The following is a 22,203-nucleotide window of genomic DNA, read 5'->3' on the forward strand; positions in this document are numbered from 1 at the left end:
CATTTTAATCCTTTAATCTATGGCATTCATTTACGTTGCGTTTCCGCAATTTATTAAAAATTAATTCGTGCTAATTTGTGAAATTCGTGGCAAAAGAAACCCTTTTAATCTGTGGCAAACTTTTACGTAATATTTGTTTTGTTCTTAGAACTAAAAGCCGTTAAAAGTAAATAACTTATAAGACCAAAAGTCAGTGCCAAAACGGATGCTAAAATAAGACTTCCCACGATATATTGTGTCGCATTTTTTTGAATATCATCGAGCGTAACGGAACTATCTAAAATTAGCGGCGCATCATTCGATACAAAGTAACTTCCCATTTTTAGAGAACCGTAAATAACAAAAGGGATGAAAGGCGGAAAACTCACATTCGAAGCCAGATAAGCAATGACTTTATTGAGTCTGAACAAAGCGGCAAACGTAAAAAGCAAAACGGTTTGAAATCCCCAAAACGGAGAAATCCCGATAAAAATACCCAAAGCAATTGCAGCTGATTTTTTGAAATTAGAGTCGGAACTTTCTAAAATATCTTCAAGAAAGAATTTTTTAAAACCTTTTTTTTTTGCTCTTCTGAAAAAATCTCTCGGTTTAATGTACAACAATGCGTTGAGAACCAAAACGGTATTTAGAATACTAATTCGGGTAAAATCTTTAAATGGTCGAAAATGCGAAACACGTTCTGCAGGATCGTACAAAATCTGGATTGGGATGTTTTTAACCACAATTCCTTTCCATGCCGATCGCACAATAACTTCAATTTCGAACTCAAATTTATTGGTATAAAATTGTTTCGGAATTAACTTTAATGGATATAATCTAAATCCGGATTGTGTGTCTTCCAAGACAATTCCGGTTTCGAACTTAAACCAGAAATTCGAAAATTTATTACCAAAACTACTTTTCTTTGGCACATTTTCCTGCGTCATATTCCGGCTTCCAATCAAAAGAGAATCGGGTTCTTTTTGAATTTCTTCAATAAAATTAGGAATATCAGATGCGAAATGTTGTCCGTCAGAATCGATTGTGATGGCGTATTCAAAATGCATTTCGATTGCTTTTCTAAAACCATTTCGGAGCGCTCTTCCTTTTCCTATATTTCGAGGATGATGAATTTGAGTAAGCTCCGAATATTGTTTTAAAATTTCGTTCGTAGTATCTGTCGAACCGTCATTGACGATAATAATATTTGATGTAAAATCTAAAATAGAATCCAGCACTTTTTTCAACGTTTTGTGATTATTGTACGTGGGCACAATAACACAAAAATTGATTGAATCAAGTAATTGCTGCTGAGATAAAGTTGGTTGCATGGGGATTTTTTTCTTTACCTACTTCACAAATTGTTTCTCTTTTTCAGAGAAACTTTTAGATTGCAAAACAAAGTCTTTTAAGTATTCTTTTAAAACACCACTTTGCTCGGCATAATGATCGGTAATGAATTTTTTATCTTCTTTGATGTTTTTTTTATAACCTGTAATTCCAGGAACATCTTCCTGAATACTCAATCGAATCATTCTGATTTCGATATTGTTTGGGTCACTTTTTAAAGTCGCTTCAAGAAGTTTTGCACCTTCTTTAAAACGAGAAATTTTGCTTCCTACAATATTTTGAAATTTAGAATCTACTAAAATTGAAGCCGCTTTGTAAGCCACTAAAATTTTATCATCGTTGTTTGAAATCCCGGAAAGTTTTTCGGTAAAATCTTTAGCATTTGCTTCTGATTTTGCCACATCAGGATAAATTTTTCGGATAGAGGCTAAGTCCGGGTTTCCGGCAAAGTTTATCCATAGAAGTATTGACAATAGTAATTTCATAGTTATAATTTTTTATACGTATTGCTTAATTTTAAAGCAACGGTATCGTTAAAATATGTGGTGTTTTTCACCTTTACCAAATCATCTTCTGTGGTTGTTATATCAAGTTCTAAACGCAATTCAGGATTTGTTTCCGGATTAATTAAGGCCATGAATTTTACATTGGTCAGTGTTTGTATCATCAACGAACTTTTTGTGATTGATTCTGTAAGTTCTTTAATAATCTGAATCATGCAAACGCCCGGCATAATTGGGTTTCCGGGAAAATGTCCTTCAAAAACCTCATGATTGGCATTAACTAATATACGAATATTATATTTAGCATCTCCTGTTTTTTCTTCTGAAAGCACTTTATAAAAGTCTTTTAAAACCATATTTGTAATTTTTTATTTCGTTTCAAAAGAGTAAGAAATACCTATTTGAAAATTGATATTAGTATTATAATCGCCAAAAAAGTAATGACTATTAGAATTATTATGATAGTAATCGCTGTCTAAAACATCTAATAAACCTTTTTTAAATCGAAATTCAAAACCAAGGCCGGAAGGCAATTTATAAGCAACACCTGTAACAAACGAAAGATCATTGTAAGTTTTTCTAAAAGCTAAATTGTCGCTTAAAAGAACATCTAAAGCGGGTCCAAACTGAACCTGAAACCGAGCAAATTTTAATTTATTTAGCAGTGCAAAAGATAAATAACTCATTTGTAAATCCTGATGAACCGTTTTTTCTGTTTGCGTATCGGGATCAATAAAATTGCGTGCAACATTATTAGATCCTTGTCTGATGTAATTGATTTCGGGCTGTAATGCATATCGTTTCGTTAAGTTTATTTCTCCAAAGCCGCCAATATAAAAGTCAGGTCTGTAGTTGGCATGCATTTCAGAAACGGTCGAAAGACTTAGACCTGCTCTTAAACCAGGCTTAAAAGTTACTTGGGCTTGTATGTTGATGATTGCAAAAAAAAAGAATATGGCAATCGCTAATTTCTTTTTATACATTATTTTACTTTAAAAGTGTAACTAATACCAATCTGGAAAACCTGATTCAGGATAAGATCATTATAACGATAACCATTATCGTCATACTCAACTCCGTCGTAGCCATAAATATCAACTAAACCTTGTTTTAATCTTGCTTCAAACGTTAAACCATTTCGAAGTGTATATCCAAGGCCTCCAACAATGGCAAGGTCAAAACTTTCAGGACTGCTGTTGATATAATTATCAGAAATTTTAAAATCGAAAGACGGACCTCCCAAAAGGTGAAATCCCTGACCGCCAATATTAAATTTTGCAACCGCACCAAGCGTTAAGTAATTTAATTCATAATTTACATAACGGTAATTATATCCGTTTCCAAAATATTCTCTCCCTTTATCGCCTTGTCTTGAATATGTTATCTCAGGCTGTAACGAAAAATATTTATTAAATTTAATGTTCACTAATCCACCAATATAAAAATCGGTTTTAGTTCTATTATCATCAATATTAGTTAATGTAGATAAATTTAAACCTCCGCGAAATCCCGGACTAACGCTTACTTGTGCTATTGATGATGTAAGTCCGATAAATAAAACAAAAGCAATTACGGTTAATTTTTTCATTTAGGTTTGATTTAAAGTTTATGATTAGTTTAAATTTTATTCAGATTTGAAATAATTCAATTCAATTTTCAATTTAATATTCTGATGAATAATCTGAATCTTTTCGGCAAAAATATTGTTTTCTGAACTAAATGTCAGCGTAAATTTTTCTTTTGTTTGAGACGAATGAACGATCTTTTCTAATCGATGATCCTTTTTTGAGATGAAAAGATAATTGTCTCGTTTTCCATCCTTTGATTTATAAATGTCAGCTGAATCATTTTCAAATTGTTCCTGAATCTGATAGTCTTTTTTTAGCAACAATCGAAAATCTTCTTTCAATGTATTAATCAGGATTTTTCGATCTAATTCTGATATAATCGAGTTGACTTTGAAATCGGTATCCGAAATCTCAAAATCCATTAATTTATTTCCGAATTCCGTTGTAAAAACAATTCGGTGTGTTGTATCGTTTATTTTCTTGGCGATGAAAATCCCGCTGATTTCATTTCCGTAAACCGTTATATTTGTTTTGTAAACATAATCTGTTTTTGAATCTGAAAAATAGGGAACTTCATAAGACGTTTTGTCTAATTTTTTTGGAGTATAATTTTTTGTAACCGAGCCACAAGAAACTAAAACTAATGCCAGAAAGCAATTAATTATTAAAAACTGAATCGTCGATTTTTGCATTGATCACTTTATTTTTAAGTACAATTCTAGTATAATCTTCAGATGATTCTAATAGTTTTACCTGAACCACAGTTGCTTCTTCTTTATCGAAAGTCAGTTCGATTTGTTTGATGTATTTCTTCAAAGTTGCATCTTTCGGAATAAATTTCGCCAGATTTTGACCTTTCAATTTAAAATAAGATATCGTAAATTCTTTATCGTCAAACATATTTCCGCTTACGCTGCCAACGATTAATTTGTTGATTCGGCCAAAGATTTTGCTATTACCAATATCAACCGCACTTTTTTTGCCCTCGTCGTTAATCAGGATTTTTCCATTCTTGAAAACAATACTATAATTGTATGGTTTTTTATATTGCCATTGAAGTAGCGCTGGTTCTTTAAAAACCATTTTCCCCGAAGTTTCAATGTCTTTCGATAAAAAATCTAAATGTTTATACTGAACAAAATCAGTACTTAAGGTTTTGATTTTTTTCGATACTACATTTACATCTTGCTTGAAAGCAGCAATTTCGGCATCTGTCATTTTTTGTTCCTGAGCGAACAAACTGCCTGATATAAATAGAATTAGTAGAGCTATTTTAGTTTTCATATTTTGTTAAGAATTATGCTTATTATACTGCCACGAATTACACCAATTTCCACGAATTTTTAATTTCATAAAATCCGCTCTAATCAGCGTTTTCGCTTTAGCGAATCCGTTTTATCCGCGTTCCATTTCATAAGCTTTAAGATTCAAAAGTTCTTCTATCGAAATCACTTTATAATTGTTTTGCTTTAAAAATTGCAAAAACTGTTCCAATACTAAAACTGAGTGTGATGCCGTGTCGTGCAAAAGTACAATTCCGCCGGGAGAAACCCGTTTTATAATTCGGTTGAAAATTAATTCCTGATTTTTTGTTCCGCCGTCCAGCGATCGAATATTCCAGCCAATTACTTTATGTTTGGTTTTTTCTAAAGCTCTTCTGATCGAAGGCGTTGTAACTCCGTAAGGGGGACGAAAGAAGTTTATTTTTTTTGAAGTATATTTTTCCAGAAGTTCATCGGTTTTCTGAATTTCCTGCTGAATTTTTTCAGCATTATAAAAATCAAAAAATTTAGAATGACTGTACGAATGATTCCCAACCAAATGACCGTCGGCAATGATTTGTTTTAAGATTTCAGGATGTGCTTCGATGTTTTTTCCGATGCAAAAGAAAGTGGCTTTTACATCGTATTTTTTTAGCAGTTCTAAAACTTCTAACGTAAAAGTGCTTGGTCCGTCATCAAACGTAAGTGCAATTTTTTTTTCTGTTTCTAACGGATTATTACAGAAAGCTTTTACATGATAATTAGATGAAATTCGGGAAGAACCAAAAGCATTAATTCCTAACCAAATTAAAATTACAACAACAAACCACCATATGTTTATTGCTACATAAAAATTCAGAAGAAATAATAAGAGCAATAAAAAAACAAAAAATAGTGATATGTTTTTGTGCGTTATCATTTTGTGATTAACGTAAAACTATGGTTTTTTCCGTTTAATTGATTGTATAATAAAATGGTTTTGTAAACTGGTTTTTCAATCGAATTTACTTTTATGATTTCCGGAATTTCCTGTGTTTTTAAAATTTTTGCAGCCATCCATAAAGCAAAAGCCGAAGCCGTATCGTATTCGCCGCTTAAATGTTTGTAATATAAAACAGGAGTTTCTGTGAAAGTATTTTTAGCAAGATTTTTATAATAATTTTCGAAAGCTACATTTCCGTCGAAACCTAAAATCAAAGCATCAATGTCTGAAATTTCTAAATTATTCGATTTCAAAAAAGATTTAATTTCAGCTTCAATTTCGTTTTCTGCAAGCGTGTTTACAATTGCGATATCCAGAACTTCTGCGTAAGTATGTTCTTTTCGTTCATTTTCTAAAACAAAAAAACTGGCACCTTCGCCATAAACGGCTCCGCTTGTTGTAGAAGTTAAAACATCATAAGGTGCTTTGTTGTCTTCTTTAATACGACCAGAAAGTTTAAAAAGGGCAGTAGTATAATCTCCATTTTCATCAACTCCGCCTATTAAAATCGATTGCGCTTCGTCTTCTTCGATTTGCATTTTAGCATCTAATAAAGCCGACTCAAAAGAAACAGCGCCATTTACATACGTAAAATTATACCCTTTACATTGCTGCAACAAAGCGATTTGTGCACCAACGGTATTATGTGTAGATTGAATAAAAGATGTTGGCGTTAAAAATTCTTCGTTATTATCGAGAATACTTTTCAGGAATTTTTCAGAATCTTCGATACATCCTAAACCTGTTCCGGTAATAATTGCATCTACTTTTTCGACATTGGCATCTTTCATTGCCAGAGCCGAAGCAACGATTCCGTTTTTTACGCCTTTTGCCATCCTGCGGCTTGCGGCTGGAGAAATATAATCTTTGTAAACCGGAGGAACAATCGCCAATACATTTTGATCATGATTGACAACGGCTTCTTCTAAAAAAACAGTATCAAATGTTTTTTGAGTCGAAATACAACCTACTCCATTTATATATGTTTTCTTCATTTTAGCTTTTTGAAAATATAAGGGTTGAACAATTTCCTCCAAAACCAAAAGAGTTCGATAAAACGTGTTCGATATTTTTGTTCTTTACAGCAGTTTGAGGTTGTAAATCAAATTCTTCCATCGGGTTTTCGAAATTCAAATTTGGGTAAACCACATTATTCTGAATCGCCAAAACACTGTAAACTGCTTCAATTGCAGCAGCTGCAGCCAAAGTATGTCCGGTAAAAGGTTTTGTCGAACTAAAATCAGGTACTTTTTCGTCCTGATAAATTCTTAACAATGCTCTTCCTTCAGATAAATCGTTGTTTGGAGTTGCCGTTCCGTGTACGTTGATATAGTCGATTTGAGAAGGTTTTAAACCTGAAACTTCAAAAGCTTTTTTCATGGCCAAATAAGCGCCATCACCATTTTCTGAAGAGGCAGTTTGATGAAAAGCGTCGTTTGCATTTCCGTAACCGGAAACTCTTGCCAGCACTTTTTTGTTTTGTTTCTCTACAATTTCATCCGATTCTAAAACCAAATATGCCGCTGCTTCGCCAAGGTTTAATCCTTTGCGTTCATTGTCAAAAGGTTTGTTGAAATCGTCTGATAAAATCATCAAAGTCTTAAAACCATTAATCGTAAATTTTGCCAAACCATCGGCTCCGCCAACAATAACGCGATCTAATTTTCCGGTTTTAATAAGTCTGGCGCCCAACATAATCGAGTTTGCTGCAGACGAACAAGCCGTACTAATTGTGGTAACCATTCCTTTTAAACCCAATTCTTCGGCAATTTTCTCTGCAACATCGCCACCATCGTGACAGGCAATATATTTTACCAGTTCAGGATGTTTAAAATAATCGTAATAATGTCTTTCGGTCATGTCCATTCCGCCTACACTTGTAGCCGAAATAAGTCCGGTTCTAAATTCGTTTATCGATGTAATTCCTGCATTTTCAACAGCTTGTTTTGCTGCCAAAGTTGCAATCATTGCCGTTCTCGAAAAGTTATTATCTTCAGTAAGATTCAATTCATCAACCAATTCTTCGTTGGTTTTTTTGATTTCACCTACTTTAATAACATCCGCATGAACCGTCGAAATATTTGTGATACGAGAAATACCAATTTTATTTTCGATCAACGAAATATAATTTTCTTCGACTGAATTTCCAATCGAAGAGATAATTCCCATTCCCGTTATTGCAACACCTTTCATTTTTAGACTTCTTAGATATTTAGACTTGCTTAGACTTCTTAGATTTTAGACTTGCTTAGATTTTTGATTTCTGGATTTAGACAGTTTTTAGTCTAAAAAGTCTAAAAATCTAAGCCAGTCTAAGAAGTCTTACTTCGTTCTGTTAGCGCTAATATAAGCTGCCATAGTTTCGATCGACTGGAAAATTGTTTTTCCTTCTTTCGGATCTACTAATTTAATTCCGTAATCTTTATCTAAAATAACGATCAATTCAAGTGCATCAATTGAGTCTAAACCTAAACCATCTCCAAACAAAGGATCATTATCAGCAATATCTTCGATTGCGATATCTTCAAGGTTAAGAGTGGTAATGATTTTATTTTTTAATTCTTCTTTTAATGCTTCCATGATTATTTATTATATAATGTATTGATATTTTCGTTTTTATATGTTGCGTTTTCGTCTTTGCTAATCGTGCAAAGAAACGCTTTATAACTGTCATTAAAAAATTCTACCCAACCGCAAAGAACCATGTCTGCTTTATTCGTATTCAGAAGAATATCGGAGTAATTCGACATAAATTCAGTGTTAAAGTCCTCAAATATAAAGAAAGAATTTTCACTTTTCAGTTGATGACGAATACTTATTTCGCCCAAACAAATATTTGGCAACGTGTAAACAAAAACCGCCGGACTCGGAAAATAGTTTTCTTTGTCGGAAATCGATTCCTGATATTTTACATCGGTATCTAAACTCGAAGATTTATTGGCCAAAACCAAAGCAATATTACTCTCTTGTTCAGTTGAAGTTATCGGACTCAAAAGCAATTCAGATCCTAAAAAAGCCAGTTTGCTTAAAGCATCCATTTTGAAAAACTTCGGGTATTGAATATCAAAATTACGATATGCTTGTTTTGAAAAATCCCCAAAATCAGTTGGTTCAATTTTGAATATAGAAGTTCCATTCAAAACAATTTCGTTGTTTTGGATGGTGAGGTAGGATTGTATGTGAGTTTTTTGAGTCATTATTTTTTAATCATCTTCATTTTTTCATTAATGATATCATTTAATGGCTTAATGAAAAAATCTTCATTTTCATTTTCATCTTTTATGCTGTAAATATTTTTTATTTTTTCTTTCATCTGTAAAAAGAATTCTAAAGAGGTTTTTTCAACATTAATCAAATTGAAGGTAGCAAATAGATTTTCAGATAAATAATCCAGCTTTTCTTTATCATGAGTTCTTAAAAAAATGCAGCAATATAGATAATCTTGATCTATGTATTTATTATCACCAAATATAATTTCGTCAGCTAATGGATATATAGTTTTTTCGTTCCAATTGAAGATTTCTTTGGAAAATCTTTCACTATCAGTTTCACTTAAAGCGTTGATAACATCTCTGATTTCAGGACGGACAATATATTCCCAATGACCACCATCTTTATTTTTAAGATTTCGTTCAATATACTTTTTTAAATATGTAATATCATCATCGTCCATAATTCTTTGAATTTTAGCCATACTGAACTTGTAAGATTTATTTACAAGCTGAAAATTAAATTTTTACTTCGTGAAAATTCGTGTAATTAGTGTTTCACTTTTTCAAAAACAACAGCCGTATTACAACCTCCAAAACCAGAAGCTGTTTTTAAAAAATAATCAATATTCGCTTCTTTATTTTTCTCAATAATACTAATAGCTTCACTAACACCAATTTCATCAAAACCTTTCGATTCAAAAAGTATGTTTTGGTTTACGGATTCAATTCCAATTACCGTTTCCAACAATCCCGAAGCGCCTAAAGTATGACCATAAAATCCTTTTAAACTATTGATGGGAACATTTTGCAAACCTAAACGGTTTAATGCAATGGCTTCCATTTCGTCGTTGAACGGAGTTGCGGTTCCGTGTGCTGAAATATAATCGATTTTGTCCACTTCTATTTGGGCTTCTTTCAAAGCATTTTGAATACTTCTATACAAACCTTCTCCTGTTCTTGAAGGACCCGAAATATGATTGGCATCGTTTATAGAACTGTCTCCAATAACTTTTATTTTGGCATTTTTGGCTTCCGCCGAAATTAAAACAGCAGCGGTTGCTTCGCCTAAACTTACACCGGTTCTGTTTTTAGAATACGGTTTACAAGGTGAATCGCTCATCGCCTGAAAAGAATTAAATCCAGATAAAACAAATTCTGAAACTTCATCTCCGGCAATAACAAAAATATTATCATATAACTCAGACTGAATCATTCTCTTCGACACCGAAACAGCTAAAATTCCAGAAACACAAGCATTCGAAACCACGATAGGTTGTGTTTTGAATTGAAAGAAATCGGCAATATTTTGAGCTAAAACATCTAAATGCGCACTGTTGAAACTTTCTTCCGAATTCTCTTTTAATGCCGTAACATTTCCTTTTGTAGTCGAAAGTATAAAAGCAGTTTTTGAGTTTAATTCAACTCCCGAATTTTTGATAATTGGCTCTAAAGCCAAAATCATCATTTTCTCTATACGAGTATATTTTGTGTCAGCGCTTATTTTTGCAAAAGCACTGTTTATTTTTGCATCATCAATAATAGAAGCATAAAATGGATTCGGCATTAAAGTAACATCTTCATGCAATTGAATTCCAGAATCGCCACGCAAGATCGCTTCGACGTTCGATTGAACATCAAATCCTAAAGGCGTGATACAATTCGTTTCATTAATATATACTTCTCTTATCATTTTATCTTTATTTCTTAGCTTCTAAATAGCCCACAGATTTCACGGATTAAACAGATTTACACGGATTTTTATTAATTTTTAATTAGTTAAAATTAGTGTAATTCGTATTTCAATTTTTATTTTATCAATCCAACTTTTCGTTTCCATTCTTCATAAAAAGGAGGATTTGTCAACATTAGATTTCCTTCTTTATCTAAAAAGACCTGAACAGTTTCGCCTGTGCAGGCAACTTCGCCTTTTGCATCTATAATTTTAAAACGATAAATCATTTTGGCAGCTGGTGTGTCTACGACCGTTGTTTCGATTGTCACCACATCGCCGTAACGCAAAGACAATTTGTGTTCGCATTTCGATTTTACAATTGGAGTTGTGTATTCAGTTTCTCCAATGTCTAAATAGGTAAGTCCGTGTTGGCGGCCAAAGGCTTCACGTCCATCTTCAAAATAGGTAATGTAATTGCCATGCCAAACAATTCCAAGCGGATCAGTTTCGTTAAAACGAATTCTGATTTCGTGAGAGACGGTTAGGGCAGTGGCTTCGTTATACTGTTCTTTTCTTTTTGTCATAAAGTAAGGCAATGGATGTTGTGATAATGAAGAACAAAAATAACAAACTTATTTTTGGGATGATTTCCAGGAAAGATACGTTGCGTAATAATACATCGTAGAAAGCTTCTAATCCCCAATTCATTGGTGACGATTTTGCGATATATTGCATAATGGTTGGCATTGCAAAAACAGGAACCCAAACACCGCCAACCGCGGCAAGAATAAGTACACTTGTTGCGCCAAAAGGTGCTGATTGCTCTTGTGTGCTCGCTATGGTTCCTAATAAAATTCCGAAACCTATGGCAGCAAAACCAGAGAATAAAGCAACGACGCTCATTAAAAATAAATGTCCTTCGATATTTAAAGATGGTAAACCAATATGCGGAAATAAAAACACAGCAACGGCAACCATCATATAAAACTGAATCATACAAATGCCCGAATAGGTAATAGTTTTACCTATAATCACCACCAGATTAGAAACCGGATTGGTCAATAATCGAACGAATGTTCCTTGCGATTTTTCTTTTACAATATTAATAGACAACGGAATAACGATAAAAAATATCGCAAAAAGTGTCCAGGCCGGAACGTTGTGTTGTACCGAATTTGGTCGAACTTCTTTGTTGTTGATTTTAGGAATTATTTCTTTGAAAGTAATGAAACTTTTTTGTTCAAATTCGGCAGTTCCTTCTCCTAATTGATTTTGAAAAGTGGTGTAAATTGATTTGGTTTCGATTTGAGAAATCATTTTATCAATCGAACTCATCACCGCATTTTTGAAACTCATTTGTACTGCCGGATCAAAATACAATTTTACTTCTTTCTCTTTGATTACTTTAGTTTTTTCAGTTTGTGCTGTAGTATCCGTTTCTACTAAGCCCATTTTGCTGATGATGTTCTCAACATTCTGATCGATTTTGGTTTGCAAATCAATGCTTAGATTTTTCGGAATTATAATCGCTAACTGAAATTTTCCCTTGTAAACGGCTTCTTTCGCCACTTCTTCAGTAATGGGTTTATTGTCTATTTGAGTAACAACGCTAAACAAATTACTTTTTTCGAGATTGTCAAAAACCGTTTTAGATACAGAACCCTGATCGTTATCGACCAATAAAATCGGAATTTTATTGTCGCTAATCGTTTTAAAAGTACTGTCTTGTATTAAAGTTACCGTGATTACCAAAACCAACGGCATGATAAATAGAATAATTAATCCGCCTAAATCTCGTTTGAGGAGGAGGAATTCTTTTACAACCGACATACAAATTTTATTGACCATCTCTAAAATCTTTACCGGTTAATGAAATAAAAACTTCTTCAAGATTTTCTGCTTTTTCTGTCGAAGCAATTAAACTTGATGGTGTTCCTTGTGCAAAAATCCTGCCTCGGTCGAGAATGGCAATATTGGTACAGAAATCTTCGGCTTCAGCCAAATGATGAGAGGTATATATAATCGTAGTTCCGTTTTGATTTAAAACTTTTAAATAATCGATAATCGCATTTTTAGATTGTACATCGACACCAACAGTTGGTTCATCTAGAAACAATACTTTTGGATTGTGCAGAATTCCGGCAATCAGATTCACTCTTCGTTTCATTCCGCCCGAAAAAGTTTCGATACGTTTGTCAGCGAATTTTAGTAATCCCAAAAGATCTAAAGTTTCGATTACTTTATCTTTTAAGTAAGCACCTTTTAAGCCGTACATACTCCCAAAATAATGCAAATTTTCTCTGGCTGTCAAAGTTGGATATAAAGCATATTCCTGAGGAACGACTCCTATGATTTTTTTAATTTTAGATGAATGATGCGTGTAGTTCAGATCATCAATCGTAAAATGTCCTGAAGTTGGTTTTATTAATCCGCAAAGCATGGAAATTAAAGTGGTTTTTCCGGCACCGTTTGGCCCAAGTAAACCAAAAATCTGTCCTTCGTTTATATCCAGCGAAACGTTGTTCAAAGAATACTGGTCGGCATCTTTGTACTTTTTCGAAAGGGATTCTATTTTTATAATCGGTTGCAAAATATATTAGCTAATGGCTTTTTTTAGTTTTTTGAAAAAGATTTCTTCTCTATTGGCAATGCTCAAAAGTTCATCAGCAATGGCATTGTAGGCATCTTCTTTGGCACTTCGGTTTTTGTAAATTCTTGAAGCTTCAACAGCAAAATCACGCCATGAATCTCCTATTTGTGTCATTTCTTTAGAAAGAGTTTTCAATTCTTCATTATCTAAAATAACCGAAGCTTCTTGTAAAAAAGCAGCATAAATAAATCTAAAACCTCCGCCGCCTGTTCCTATTTCTTCCTGCATACGAACCATTTGTGCCAGGTAATGATTGGCTTTTTTGGTACCGTGTTTTACCGGCCATTTACGGATTTGTTTCGACACGAATTTTATTCCGCGTACACCAACAATTGGCATTGGCGCCAGCATATCTCGACACGTATTTTTGATTCCTTTGATAATGGCACTTTTTAAATCAACATCTTTTGGAATCTGAATTGGGTAATACATTTGTCCTCTTGGAGCAAAAGCACCTTTGGCAAAACGGACTTTGTCTAATTCATCATGTGTTAAAGTCGTAACAGTTTCCATAACAGGATCGCTCACCAAATAATCAGTTTCGGTTTTTCCGTAAACAACTAAATTATGTGCGTTGAAATGAAAACGGTATTCATCAGGAAAATAACTCAAATGATACACACCAACTTGTAATCCGGTTGGAATGTTATTTTTTAAATTTTCATCTAAAGCTTTATTTGCATTTGCCGGAGAAGAAAATTTTTGTCTTTTTATTTTTAAGTTTAAACGATTGGCTAGTTTATTAAAAATTTGTCCAGGCAAAGTTCTATAGCTAATTGCTGGTGCATGATTTACTTTTATAAAAGGCAAATACACGAAAAAAAGTCCAGAGCCAATACCAAAAACCATCGGTTCGCTGATGTTCAGTCCGTTGTTTTTTAACAAATTCGAAGCTACTCCGTTCTCACAATGAGCAGATTGATGATGTGTGAAATTGATTTGCATTAGTCTGTTTTAATTTTTTTTAATTCGGCTACCGAAATCTCAAAAGCATCGGCATATTTTTTTAGGATCGATTCGCTTAATTTGGCAAAAACGGTAGGTTTAAAATGTCTTTTTACACGCCATTTCCACATGCCAACATAACTGGATAGAATAGTAAGATCCATTTTGTTGACTTCCATATAATAACAAATCGGGCTTACTTCGCCAATTTCGACTTGCATTTTTGCTTCGGCAATTCGTTCGTTTATTTCGTCTATTGAATTTGAAAGTGCGATGGTTTTGGGTTCCCAGCCGGTACTTAGAGTTGTTGTATAATTGCCATCCGCATCGGTAGCATACAAAAGTTCTTTAACGTTGTTTTTTGTTAAGTTGCTTTTATCCTGTGGTACTTTTTCTTTTTCCATATTGTCTTTAAACTATGATATTCCGAACATAAAAGCTGCTATTATAAAAGCTAAAATTGCTAAAATTCCCAAATTTGCAAAAGCTATTTTTTTTCTTTTTTTGATAAATAAATAAATCATTTCAGTAAATAAACCGATACAATACATTAGGATAATGAGGAAACTTACAATAAATAATCCTAAACCACTATCAACGTGTCGGTGTATATCTCCTTCACAATGTTTATGAGGATCGTATGAAAAACTCCAAATAAGAAAAAGACTTCCTAGCAATAATACTAAAATTGCCATTCGTATTAAAACATGAAAGAATATCTTTTTGAAATCCATGTTTAAATTATTACATGATTGAATTTATCTTTTGAATGAATAAATTAATTTCGCATTCTAGAAGTAATTTATGTCCCCATAAACTTTCGCAGTGCATCGTGCATAAAGTATAATCGTCGCCTTCAAATTTTGAAACCAAAGTTGCTTTGGTAATAATTGTATCACCCACTTTTGGCAGTAAATGTATTTTAAGGTTTTTTATCGCACTGATAAAACCAAGAACATTTACGTTTTCATTTTCCGTTCCGTCTTCTTCAAAAAAATACTTTTTACCTACTATAGACGAACAGGTTTGCGCGGTGTTTTCGATTAAACCTGCTTCGATAAAAATGTTATTGTCGATAAAAATATTATCTTTTTTGATCAGGAAAGTTGTTTCTACAAAATTAGAATCTATATCCAAAATTAAATCCACCATAAGCATTGGCGCCCGGTGCGGTAAATAGTTTTGTATGTCGACTCCGGTTTTCATTCCTGCTATCATTTCGCTAAAACAGTTTTCATTTGTCCGTTAGCAATTTCTTCATTGTTTAAATAAGTCACAACATCTACCAAAGTTATTCCTGCAAATTCCTGCAAAATGGTTACGGTAGATTGAATTGTATCATTAATTTTTGGCAGTTTTTTAATCTCAATTTCTTTAATAGAACCAATATATCCTGTTGGGGCTGTTTCATTTTTTAAGAAGAATTGATAACCCGTGTGCAAAGCCACTGATTGTGCCATATGTTCGATTAAACCTGCTTCGAGAAAAATATCGTTGTCAAAAAAAATGTTGTCGTTTTTAATTTCTAAACCTGCTATTAATGAGGTTTCTGTAAACGAATACATTTTATCTACCATAACAAAAGGAAACTTTTGCGGCAGTAAATTTTCAACAGCTTCTTTTTCTAAAAGTGATGTCGTCTCCATTAGCAAACTGTTAAATAAGCATACGCAAACGAGAATCTCCCGCTTTCAGGAACTGATAAAAGAATACGATCTCCTTTTTTTAAATTTCCTGAATTCATTAATTCTTCCAGCGCCAGGTAAATAGAGGCAGAACCTACATTTCCAACTCTAGAAAGGTTCATGAACCATTTTTCATCTTCCATTCCAATGCCTCTTTCAGTTAATCCTTTTTTTAGTCCTTCGACAAAAAAGTTAGAAGAAACGTGAGGAATAAAATAATCGACCTGATCTGAACTTATATTATTTTTAGACATGGCATCGCTCATACTTTCAGCTCCTTTAGAAAGTATAAATTCATCCAGTAATTTTACGTCTTGTTTAATGGCAAAAACCGATTCGTTTAACCATTGTTCCGGCTGATAATCACTCCATGACTTAATTTCGCCATTTTCTAATTTATCACCACCGGCATACATGCAAGTTTCTAATTCATACGCATATGAAAAGGCTTCCATCCATTCTATTTTTAGAGAAATTGTGCCTCTTGGTTTATTTTCTAATAAAAAAGCTCCGGCTCCGTCCGATAACATCCAACGTAAAAAATCTTTTTTGAAAGCTATAATAGGCTGTTCTTCAAGGCTTTTTAGATTGGCTGCTTCGTGATTATACATTTGAGCATTTAGCCAGCTTGAAACTTTTTCTGATCCGGTACAAATAGCATTTTGAGAGTTTCCTGATTTTATAGAAAGAAAACCAAATTTTAAAGAATTCATTCCGGCGCAACAAACACCAGTTGATGAATTTAATTCTACCGATTTATTTTTTAGTAATCCGTGTACCATCGCGGCGTGCGAAGGCAAGAAAACGTCAGGTGTTGAGGTTCCGCAGGATAATACTTCAAGGTCTTGTGCCGTAAAATTTTCATCAAACAATTGTACAACAGCATTTTTTGTTAACTCAGCATTATTATGGGTACTTTTTCCTGTTTTATCTATGGCGTAATAACGACTTGTGATTTTATTATTGCGCAAAATAATGCGTCTTGCTTTAGAAGCGGCATCATTAATGAGTCCTAAATAATCTTCCATTTCATCATTCGAAATAGCTTCATTTGGCAAATACTTTGCGGCTTTGGTAATATATACTTCAAACATAATCTAATTTCGTCTTCTAAACTCCTTGATAATATCGAGTTTCTTTTTTTATAGTTTTTAACTTAAAAGGGTAGGTAATAAGGTGCAATATATATACTATTGGTGAGATTAACCATATTGCGAGGAATAAATAAACATTAAATACTTTAAGCAGCTGTTTTCTGTTTTTTTGGTGTTTATAAATAAGATTCGACCATTTATCGAAAATTTTATTCGCAGTTTTGTCTACAGTAACGAGATACGGGCTGATTTTTACTGCACCAACAGAAAGTAATTTTGGTTGTAAATCTTCAAAATTATTCTGATTTAGGGCAGAAACAATTACTTCTCCAAATTTATCTGATTCCTGAATGTCTTTATCCGAAACTCCCGGTAGAGGCAAAATTCCCCAATGTTTTTTCTTAATTCCGGAGAACATCCATTCTACAATTGTGATTACACTGATTAAATTTCCAACGCGATCGACCAAAGCTACATTTCCTACCAATTGTGCATTGGCTCCTTTAAGTAAAGTTTTGATTTTTTCCTGCGCCATGATCCACATATTACGAGAACCACTTATGGTAACAACAGGCGTATTATTTAATATTCTTTTTGCATCATCGCTTTTCAAAAAGGAATTGATTGGTATTGATGGCGATAAGTACCAAACCTGATAATGAAATAGAACCAGATCGAATTTTGTATTTAGAATTTCGTCCGGAACTGGTTTTAATGCTGTTGGTATTTGAAGGAATGATTCCGGAAAAGCATCAAAGAAAGAATCTTTATCCCAAGGAAAAGGGAAAGGTTTTTCTAATTGTATTTCGTGAAACGTTACATTTATTTCTTCTGAATTTAGAAAAGGCTTTGCAATGTTTCGTGCTATTTCTTCTAATTGTCCAGATTGCGAATAATAAATAACAAGAACATTTTTCATTTTGGTTGGTTTCTTTGGTGGTTGCGCAAAAATAAGTATTTTTTTTAAACGAATTTCCTTATTTTATCTGTTCGTTTGGTATGAACCCAATCAGGCCATGTGGCAGAATCTTCGGCATCATAAATTCTGATTTTTTGATTTTCATCTTCTAGTAATAAATCATCAGATTTACAGCCCAAAATAGCAGCAGCAGCTTCTACACCAGAATATGTTGCTCCTGCAACGCCATGAGACAAGGTACAAGCGCCGCAAAGAAACAGATTTTCGATTTCGGTTTTGTTTTTATAAGCGAATGGTCCAACCTGATTTAACGTTTTTTCGGTTCCGTACACATTCCCTTTTGTTGAATTAATATAAAATTCATTTGTTTTTGGAGTTCCTAATTCTGCCTGAATGATATGTTGTTTGGCATTGGGAATTATTTTCTCCAGATTGTTCATCAGTTTATTGATGATTTTTTCTTTGAATATTTTATATTCTTCGTTGTGATAATCGTCTAAACCATTAAAATCTTTCAGATGATCATAATTCACGTAAGTGACAATTTCGAAGTTATGATAACGTCCGTTAAAACTTGCCGGATCTTTGAGGGTTGTACAACTAATAAATACGGATGGGAATGAATCTCCAGAATCAATATTACTACTCATTAAATCCTCAAAATTAGCATCGTCATTTTCATCTTTCATCATCCAGAAATTTCCGGAATCGATATTATATAAGGTAACATCAACATCAAGCGTGAGGAATAAAATCAAAGAAGTAACAGAATATTTTGTCTTGTCGAGTTTCTTAAGAAGTGATTTACTCAGATGTCCTTTATCAATTAAATTTAAATAGGTGATGGAAGGATCAGCATTCGAAACGATATTTTTGGCTCGTATTTCTTCGCCATTTTCGAGCCTGACACCAACTACTTTTTTATTTTCGATAATTATTTTACGAACGTTTTGTTTTACACGTATTTCTCCATTATGTCTTTTTACACCATTTGTCATGGCTTTTACGATTCCGCCGCCACCGCCCATCGGATAAAAACCTCCATCAAAATAATGACTCATGACAGAACAATGCACCGGGAAACAGGCTCGAGCCGGAGGAAGTCCGTGATCGCCACATTGAATATTAAGAACGGCTTTTAGTTTGGGATCTTTTACATGCCAGCCAATTACTTTTTTTAAAGGAAAAAGGGCAAATTTTCCAAAATGTTTGGTTCGAAAAGGAACGGTGATATTCTGCCAGATCCCTTTTAGTTTGGGAATCAATTGCAATTCGTAACTCACTTTTTCGATGAGTGAAAGATATTCGCGAATGTTTTTTTCTTCGTGCGGAAAATGTTTAGAAAGTTTTTGCTTTAGATTTTCGACTCCGGCGGGAAGATCGAAAGTTTCGTCTCCAATTAAACAATGTTCGTAGGCATTTTTATTCATCCTGAAAAATACCATGTCATTGGCAATTCCTAAACCGCGATACAATTCGTTGGTCGATTGTCCTTGTTCTAATTGTCCTACATAATGTACGCCGGGACTAAAACGCTGACCTTGTAAAGTAAAACTATGACTCCAGCCACCAGGAACATAATGTTGTTCGAGTACCAAAACTTTTTGTCCGGCTCTTGCAAGACATATTGCAGTGGATAATCCGCCAACTCCTGAACCAATAATAATTGTGTCAAATTCCTGCATATCTTACTTTTAGAATTGTAAAGTATAAAAGAACGACATTTAATTAAATGATTTTTACTTTTGCCCCGAATTCACGAATTATTTTTTCATGCAGAGTTAAAAAGATTTCAGCTGATAAGCACAAATTAATTTAATAAAAATCTAAAATTGGCTCGATTTTTAACCGCAATCCCGATAGCTATCGGGAGCAAGGTTAAATTTATCTTTAATGGTTTATTTTTATTTCAATTGATTCCAAAAATCAAAGTAGTTGAACCATTGCAAAGGATATTTCTTGACCATAGATTCTACGCTTTCAATATACGCTTTCAATAATCCTTTTTCGTCACGATGTTTTACTGTGGCTTCGCGTGCATAAAGATGGTAATGCAAATTTGATTCTTTCATTACATAAACAAAAACTACAGGGACTTTTAATCTTGAAGCAATTAAAAACGGACCTGCTGGAAAGTTGGCTTCTTCGCCAAGAATTTTTTCAGATAATGATTTGGTGCCTTCAAAATAACGATCGCCTGTAAAACAAACCAATTCGTTTTTAGAAAGCGCGGCATTAATTTCGAAAATATGAGAAAGATCTTCTCTGATAATGATAAATTTAACGGTAGGTTTTTGTGTAACGCTTTCGAGATAATTTTTAATAGCAGAATGTTCGAGATCTGTAGTAACCAGATTAATTTGAAAATCGATGTCGATATCGCCCAGAAAATGTTCGGCGATTTCAAAATTCCCAATATGTGCACTGATTAAAACGCCTCCTTTTTTTTCTGCCAAAAGATTTTTCAGCGTTTCGATTCCGTCAAATTCATAGGTAAATTTGTTTCGCATTCCTGCCGAAATGGAAATCTTATCAATAATGGTTTGTCCAAAAGTGTAATAACTCTTGAATACCATTTTTTTAGATTTAAACCAGGAATATCCAAGCCTTTCTTTAAAATAATAAGAAATGGCTTTGTTACTTTTCTTTAGAAATAAAAAATAATAAGAAGCAACAAAATAAAGTAAAACGTAAGCAGTTTTAACACCCGCTTTTTGTATTAAAAAAACGAATATTTTATATCCTAAAACAGTTCCTTTTGATTTGCCATCCCATTTGCTCATTAAGCAGTTTTGGCTTTTAATTTGTTTTCGATAAGATCATAAAAACTTTGGAAAGAATCAATTCCAACGAAATCAACTTCAACTAGTTTTACACCAAAGTTGGCTTCGATTGAAACGACTAAATCAACATAGTCCAAACTATCTAACCCAAGTGTATCTTTTAAATTAGCATCTGGTTCAATATCATCATTATCTACTTCAAACTCCTCAACTAAAAAACCATTTATTCTTGCTATAATCTCTTCTTTATTCATCGTTCAATTTAAACTTTTTAACCACCAACGCGGAGTTGGTTCCTCCGAACCCGAAGGAATTGGACAAAAATATGTCAAATTTTTTGTTTATAGTAGTTTTGACCAAATTTAATTTGGCAGCATCTTCGTCAGGATTGTCTAAATTGATGTTGGGTGCAATGAAATCGTGCTGCATCATTAAGATCGAGTAGATTACTTCGCTGGCTCCGGCCATCCAACATTCATGTCCTGTCATTGATTTTGTAGAACTTACATACGGATTTTTCTCGCCAAAAACTTCAAAGATGGCTTTGGCTTCATTGCCGTCTCCTACAGGTGTTGAGGTCGCGTGAGCATTTATATAATCAATATCACTAGCTTTTAATTGTGCATCATCAAGCGCTCGTTGCATGGCTATAGACGGACCTTCGACATTGGGCGTCGAAATGTGTCCTCCGTTTGATGAAAATCCGTAACCTGAAACTTCGGCAATAATGGTAGCGCCTCTGGCAATCGCAGATTCATAACTTTCGAGAATTAAAGTAGCACCACCACCACTAGGAATTAATCCGTCGCGATCAGCATCAAATGGGCGGGAAGCTTTTTCAGGTTCATTTTCTCTGTTCGAAAAAACACCTAAACCATCAAAACTGCTCATCGCATATTTGTTGATTTCCTGAGCACCTCCGGTAATAATAATATCCTGAAATCCGCTTTTTATTAAAAAATAAGCCAGACCAATAGAATGCGAACCACTGGCACAAGCAGCACTTATGGTAAGATTGATGCCGCGGAGTTTAAAAATCGTAGATAAATTCATCGTTACGGTAGAATTCATCGATTTAAAAATAGCTCCCGAACCTATTAAAGCAGTATCTTTTTTCTCTCGAACAATATCTGTTGCTTCTATAATAGCTTTTGAGACACTATCATTTCCGTACATAATTCCCACTTCGTGAGTATCGAAAAAAGCGTCGTCTATATTGGCATTTTTCAACGCTTCGATTGTGGCCATATAAGCATACTCGGTTTCTTCACCAATGCTCATACGCTGTCTGCGGGTTAATAAATTTTTTAAATCTGCTTTCGGAACCATTCCCGTAAGGGCAGACTGAAAACCAAATTCTTTTCTTTCAGGATCAAACTGAATACCAGATTTTCCGTTGTATAAAGAATCTTTTACTTCTTCTAAAGAAGTTCCGATACAAGAATAAATTCCCATTCCAGTAATTACTACTCTCTTATTCATCGTCTTTCAAAGTGTTTTGTAATTTTTTTAATCTCGCAATCCCGATAGCTATCGGGAGCAGAGCCGCAAAGCTTATTCTTTTTTTAAGTTTTTAATAAAACTTTGCGACTCTGCGTC

Annotated in this window: 28 protein-coding genes; all 28 read right to left on the reverse strand. The window is 33.7% G+C overall.

The window, feature by feature from the left end:
- Positions 1 to 122 precede the first annotated feature (122 nt).
- On the reverse strand, positions 123 to 1,310 hold the full coding sequence (locus L0669_RS05495) for a DUF2062 domain-containing protein (RefSeq protein ID WP_263761909.1): 1,188 nt from the start codon (positions 1,308 to 1,310) through the stop codon (positions 123 to 125).
- A gap of 18 nt (positions 1,311 to 1,328) precedes the next feature.
- A complete protein-coding gene (locus L0669_RS05500) occupies positions 1,329 to 1,814 on the reverse strand; it encodes a hypothetical protein (RefSeq protein WP_173971344.1) in 486 nt (161 codons plus the stop codon).
- Between the two features lie 2 nt (positions 1,815 to 1,816).
- On the reverse strand, positions 1,817 to 2,188 hold the full coding sequence (locus L0669_RS05505; RefSeq protein WP_083692048.1) for an ApeI family dehydratase: 372 nt from the start codon (positions 2,186 to 2,188) through the stop codon (positions 1,817 to 1,819).
- Positions 2,189 to 2,200: 12 nt separating this feature from the next.
- Positions 2,201 to 2,815, reverse strand: coding sequence for an outer membrane beta-barrel protein (locus L0669_RS05510; RefSeq protein ID WP_263761911.1), 615 nt, complete (start codon positions 2,813 to 2,815; stop codon positions 2,201 to 2,203).
- On the reverse strand, positions 2,815 to 3,420 hold the full coding sequence (locus tag L0669_RS05515) for a porin family protein (RefSeq protein ID WP_263761913.1): 606 nt from the start codon (positions 3,418 to 3,420) through the stop codon (positions 2,815 to 2,817). Before L0669_RS05515 ends, L0669_RS05510 begins: the two co-directional genes overlap by 1 nt.
- A gap of 36 nt (positions 3,421 to 3,456) precedes the next feature.
- On the reverse strand, positions 3,457 to 4,092 hold the full coding sequence (lolB2, locus tag L0669_RS05520) for a flexirubin biosynthesis protein LolB2 (RefSeq protein WP_263761915.1): 636 nt from the start codon (positions 4,090 to 4,092) through the stop codon (positions 3,457 to 3,459).
- Positions 4,058 to 4,684 carry a flexirubin biosynthesis/transport protein LolA2 gene (gene lolA2, locus L0669_RS05525; RefSeq protein ID WP_263761917.1) on the reverse strand — a complete coding sequence of 209 codons (627 nt, stop codon included), beginning with the start codon at positions 4,682 to 4,684 and terminating at the stop codon, positions 4,058 to 4,060. The genes lolB2 and lolA2 overlap by 35 nt, the downstream gene beginning before the upstream one ends.
- Positions 4,685 to 4,795: 111 nt before the next feature.
- Positions 4,796 to 5,581 (reverse strand): polysaccharide deacetylase family protein, encoded by a 786-nt coding sequence (locus L0669_RS05530; RefSeq protein WP_263761919.1) that lies wholly within the window; start codon positions 5,579 to 5,581, stop codon positions 4,796 to 4,798.
- Positions 5,578 to 6,639 carry a beta-ketoacyl synthase N-terminal-like domain-containing protein gene (locus L0669_RS05535; RefSeq protein WP_263761922.1) on the reverse strand — a complete coding sequence of 354 codons (1,062 nt, stop codon included), beginning with the start codon at positions 6,637 to 6,639 and terminating at the stop codon, positions 5,578 to 5,580. Before L0669_RS05535 ends, L0669_RS05530 begins: the two co-directional genes overlap by 4 nt.
- 1 nt (position 6,640) lies before the next feature.
- Positions 6,641 to 7,837 carry a beta-ketoacyl-[acyl-carrier-protein] synthase family protein gene (locus L0669_RS05540; protein WP_173971352.1) on the reverse strand — a complete coding sequence of 399 codons (1,197 nt, stop codon included), beginning with the start codon at positions 7,835 to 7,837 and terminating at the stop codon, positions 6,641 to 6,643.
- Between the two features lie 129 nt (positions 7,838 to 7,966).
- Positions 7,967 to 8,224, reverse strand: coding sequence for a phosphopantetheine-binding protein (locus L0669_RS05545; RefSeq protein ID WP_017496902.1), 258 nt, complete (start codon positions 8,222 to 8,224; stop codon positions 7,967 to 7,969).
- A gap of 2 nt (positions 8,225 to 8,226) precedes the next feature.
- Complete coding sequence (locus L0669_RS05550) at positions 8,227 to 8,841, reverse strand: 3-oxoacyl-ACP synthase (RefSeq protein ID WP_263761924.1); 615 nt, start codon at positions 8,839 to 8,841, stop codon at positions 8,227 to 8,229.
- Positions 8,841 to 9,338 (reverse strand): hypothetical protein, encoded by a 498-nt coding sequence (locus L0669_RS05555; RefSeq protein ID WP_263761927.1) that lies wholly within the window; start codon positions 9,336 to 9,338, stop codon positions 8,841 to 8,843. The genes L0669_RS05550 and L0669_RS05555 overlap by 1 nt, the downstream gene beginning before the upstream one ends.
- A 65-nt stretch (positions 9,339 to 9,403) precedes the next feature.
- Positions 9,404 to 10,546: a beta-ketoacyl-[acyl-carrier-protein] synthase family protein gene (locus tag L0669_RS05560; RefSeq protein WP_263761928.1), complete on the reverse strand. Its 1,143-nt coding sequence runs from the start codon at positions 10,544 to 10,546 to the stop codon at positions 9,404 to 9,406.
- A gap of 116 nt (positions 10,547 to 10,662) precedes the next feature.
- On the reverse strand, positions 10,663 to 11,112 hold the full coding sequence (locus L0669_RS05565; protein ID WP_173971356.1) for an acyl-CoA thioesterase: 450 nt from the start codon (positions 11,110 to 11,112) through the stop codon (positions 10,663 to 10,665).
- Positions 11,087 to 12,376, reverse strand: coding sequence for an ABC transporter permease (locus tag L0669_RS05570; protein ID WP_263761930.1), 1,290 nt, complete (start codon positions 12,374 to 12,376; stop codon positions 11,087 to 11,089). The genes L0669_RS05565 and L0669_RS05570 overlap by 26 nt, the downstream gene beginning before the upstream one ends.
- Positions 12,366 to 13,118, reverse strand: coding sequence for an ABC transporter ATP-binding protein (locus tag L0669_RS05575; RefSeq protein WP_263761932.1), 753 nt, complete (start codon positions 13,116 to 13,118; stop codon positions 12,366 to 12,368). Before L0669_RS05575 ends, L0669_RS05570 begins: the two co-directional genes overlap by 11 nt.
- 6 nt (positions 13,119 to 13,124) lie before the next feature.
- Positions 13,125 to 14,123, reverse strand: coding sequence for a BtrH-related acyltransferase DarH (gene darH, locus L0669_RS05580; protein WP_263761934.1), 999 nt, complete (start codon positions 14,121 to 14,123; stop codon positions 13,125 to 13,127).
- Positions 14,123 to 14,527, reverse strand: coding sequence for a flexirubin biosynthesis protein DarG (DarG, locus tag L0669_RS05585; protein ID WP_263761936.1), 405 nt, complete (start codon positions 14,525 to 14,527; stop codon positions 14,123 to 14,125). The genes darH and DarG overlap by 1 nt, the downstream gene beginning before the upstream one ends.
- 12 nt (positions 14,528 to 14,539) lie before the next feature.
- Positions 14,540 to 14,818: a hypothetical protein gene (locus L0669_RS05590; RefSeq protein ID WP_263761938.1), complete on the reverse strand. Its 279-nt coding sequence runs from the start codon at positions 14,816 to 14,818 to the stop codon at positions 14,540 to 14,542.
- Positions 14,819 to 14,867: 49 nt separating this feature from the next.
- Entirely contained in the window at positions 14,868 to 15,329 is a 462-nt protein-coding gene (locus L0669_RS05595; protein WP_173971386.1) for a hotdog family protein, read from the reverse strand.
- Positions 15,330 to 15,337: 8 nt separating this feature from the next.
- Positions 15,338 to 15,769 (reverse strand): hotdog family protein, encoded by a 432-nt coding sequence (locus L0669_RS05600; RefSeq protein WP_263761940.1) that lies wholly within the window; start codon positions 15,767 to 15,769, stop codon positions 15,338 to 15,340.
- Positions 15,769 to 16,902 carry a dialkylresorcinol biosynthesis protein DarB gene (gene darB, locus L0669_RS05605; RefSeq protein WP_263761942.1) on the reverse strand — a complete coding sequence of 378 codons (1,134 nt, stop codon included), beginning with the start codon at positions 16,900 to 16,902 and terminating at the stop codon, positions 15,769 to 15,771. Before darB ends, L0669_RS05600 begins: the two co-directional genes overlap by 1 nt.
- A gap of 16 nt (positions 16,903 to 16,918) precedes the next feature.
- Positions 16,919 to 17,821, reverse strand: a complete 903-nt coding sequence (locus L0669_RS05610; protein WP_263761944.1) for an NADPH-dependent FMN reductase family protein — start codon at positions 17,819 to 17,821, stop codon at positions 16,919 to 16,921.
- A gap of 44 nt (positions 17,822 to 17,865) precedes the next feature.
- Entirely contained in the window at positions 17,866 to 19,506 is a 1,641-nt protein-coding gene (locus L0669_RS05615) for a phytoene desaturase family protein (protein ID WP_263761945.1), read from the reverse strand.
- Between the two features lie 219 nt (positions 19,507 to 19,725).
- Positions 19,726 to 20,604 (reverse strand): LpxL/LpxP family acyltransferase, encoded by an 879-nt coding sequence (locus L0669_RS05620; RefSeq protein WP_263761947.1) that lies wholly within the window; start codon positions 20,602 to 20,604, stop codon positions 19,726 to 19,728.
- The gene (locus tag L0669_RS05625; protein WP_263761949.1) at positions 20,604 to 20,858 is read right to left on the reverse strand and encodes an acyl carrier protein; all 255 of its coding nucleotides are present in this window, start codon (positions 20,856 to 20,858) and stop codon (positions 20,604 to 20,606) included. The genes L0669_RS05620 and L0669_RS05625 overlap by 1 nt, the downstream gene beginning before the upstream one ends.
- Positions 20,851 to 22,086 (reverse strand): beta-ketoacyl-[acyl-carrier-protein] synthase family protein, encoded by a 1,236-nt coding sequence (locus tag L0669_RS05630; protein WP_263761951.1) that lies wholly within the window; start codon positions 22,084 to 22,086, stop codon positions 20,851 to 20,853. Before L0669_RS05630 ends, L0669_RS05625 begins: the two co-directional genes overlap by 8 nt.
- Positions 22,087 to 22,203 lie beyond the last annotated feature (117 nt).

This window comes from Flavobacterium bizetiae (assembly GCF_024271895.1).
GTDB classification, from domain to species: domain Bacteria; phylum Bacteroidota; class Bacteroidia; order Flavobacteriales; family Flavobacteriaceae; genus Flavobacterium; species Flavobacterium bizetiae.

Excerpts from the sequence above, each read along its gene's own strand:
- DarG (WP_263761936.1), bottom strand. The coding sequence starts at position 14,527 with ATGGAAAAAGAAAAAGTACCACAGGATAAAAGCAACTTAACAAAAAAC.
- L0669_RS05545 (WP_017496902.1), bottom strand. The coding sequence starts at position 8,224 with ATGGAAGCATTAAAAGAAGAATTAAAAAATAAAATCATTACCACTCTT.
- L0669_RS05570 (WP_263761930.1), bottom strand. The coding sequence starts at position 12,376 with ATGGTCAATAAAATTTGTATGTCGGTTGTAAAAGAATTCCTCCTCCTC.
- L0669_RS05515 (WP_263761913.1), bottom strand. The coding sequence starts at position 3,420 with ATGAAAAAATTAACCGTAATTGCTTTTGTTTTATTTATCGGACTTACA.
- L0669_RS05495 (WP_263761909.1), bottom strand. The coding sequence starts at position 1,310 with ATGCAACCAACTTTATCTCAGCAGCAATTACTTGATTCAATCAATTTT.
- L0669_RS05510 (WP_263761911.1), bottom strand. The coding sequence starts at position 2,815 with ATGTATAAAAAGAAATTAGCGATTGCCATATTCTTTTTTTTTGCAATC.
- L0669_RS05550 (WP_263761924.1), bottom strand. The coding sequence starts at position 8,841 with ATGACTCAAAAAACTCACATACAATCCTACCTCACCATCCAAAACAAC.
- L0669_RS05590 (WP_263761938.1), bottom strand. The coding sequence starts at position 14,818 with ATGGCAATTTTAGTATTATTGCTAGGAAGTCTTTTTCTTATTTGGAGT.
- L0669_RS05560 (WP_263761928.1), bottom strand. The coding sequence starts at position 10,546 with ATGATAAGAGAAGTATATATTAATGAAACGAATTGTATCACGCCTTTA.
- L0669_RS05630 (WP_263761951.1), bottom strand. The coding sequence starts at position 22,086 with ATGAATAAGAGAGTAGTAATTACTGGAATGGGAATTTATTCTTGTATC.
- L0669_RS05620 (WP_263761947.1), bottom strand. The coding sequence starts at position 20,604 with ATGAGCAAATGGGATGGCAAATCAAAAGGAACTGTTTTAGGATATAAA.
- L0669_RS05600 (WP_263761940.1), bottom strand. The coding sequence starts at position 15,769 with ATGGAGACGACATCACTTTTAGAAAAAGAAGCTGTTGAAAATTTACTG.
- lolB2 (WP_263761915.1), bottom strand. The coding sequence starts at position 4,092 with ATGCAAAAATCGACGATTCAGTTTTTAATAATTAATTGCTTTCTGGCA.
- L0669_RS05500 (WP_173971344.1), bottom strand. The coding sequence starts at position 1,814 with ATGAAATTACTATTGTCAATACTTCTATGGATAAACTTTGCCGGAAAC.
- L0669_RS05565 (WP_173971356.1), bottom strand. The coding sequence starts at position 11,112 with ATGACAAAAAGAAAAGAACAGTATAACGAAGCCACTGCCCTAACCGTC.
- L0669_RS05535 (WP_263761922.1), bottom strand. The coding sequence starts at position 6,639 with ATGAAGAAAACATATATAAATGGAGTAGGTTGTATTTCGACTCAAAAA.
- L0669_RS05530 (WP_263761919.1), bottom strand. The coding sequence starts at position 5,581 with ATGATAACGCACAAAAACATATCACTATTTTTTGTTTTTTTATTGCTC.
- L0669_RS05555 (WP_263761927.1), bottom strand. The coding sequence starts at position 9,338 with ATGGCTAAAATTCAAAGAATTATGGACGATGATGATATTACATATTTA.
- L0669_RS05625 (WP_263761949.1), bottom strand. The coding sequence starts at position 20,858 with ATGAATAAAGAAGAGATTATAGCAAGAATAAATGGTTTTTTAGTTGAG.
- lolA2 (WP_263761917.1), bottom strand. The coding sequence starts at position 4,684 with ATGAAAACTAAAATAGCTCTACTAATTCTATTTATATCAGGCAGTTTG.
- L0669_RS05505 (WP_083692048.1), bottom strand. The coding sequence starts at position 2,188 with ATGGTTTTAAAAGACTTTTATAAAGTGCTTTCAGAAGAAAAAACAGGA.
- L0669_RS05540 (WP_173971352.1), bottom strand. The coding sequence starts at position 7,837 with ATGAAAGGTGTTGCAATAACGGGAATGGGAATTATCTCTTCGATTGGA.
- darB (WP_263761942.1), bottom strand. The coding sequence starts at position 16,902 with ATGTTTGAAGTATATATTACCAAAGCCGCAAAGTATTTGCCAAATGAA.
- L0669_RS05610 (WP_263761944.1), bottom strand. The coding sequence starts at position 17,821 with ATGAAAAATGTTCTTGTTATTTATTATTCGCAATCTGGACAATTAGAA.
- L0669_RS05615 (WP_263761945.1), bottom strand. The coding sequence starts at position 19,506 with ATGCAGGAATTTGACACAATTATTATTGGTTCAGGAGTTGGCGGATTA.
- darH (WP_263761934.1), bottom strand. The coding sequence starts at position 14,123 with ATGCAAATCAATTTCACACATCATCAATCTGCTCATTGTGAGAACGGA.
- L0669_RS05595 (WP_173971386.1), bottom strand. The coding sequence starts at position 15,329 with ATGAAAACCGGAGTCGACATACAAAACTATTTACCGCACCGGGCGCCA.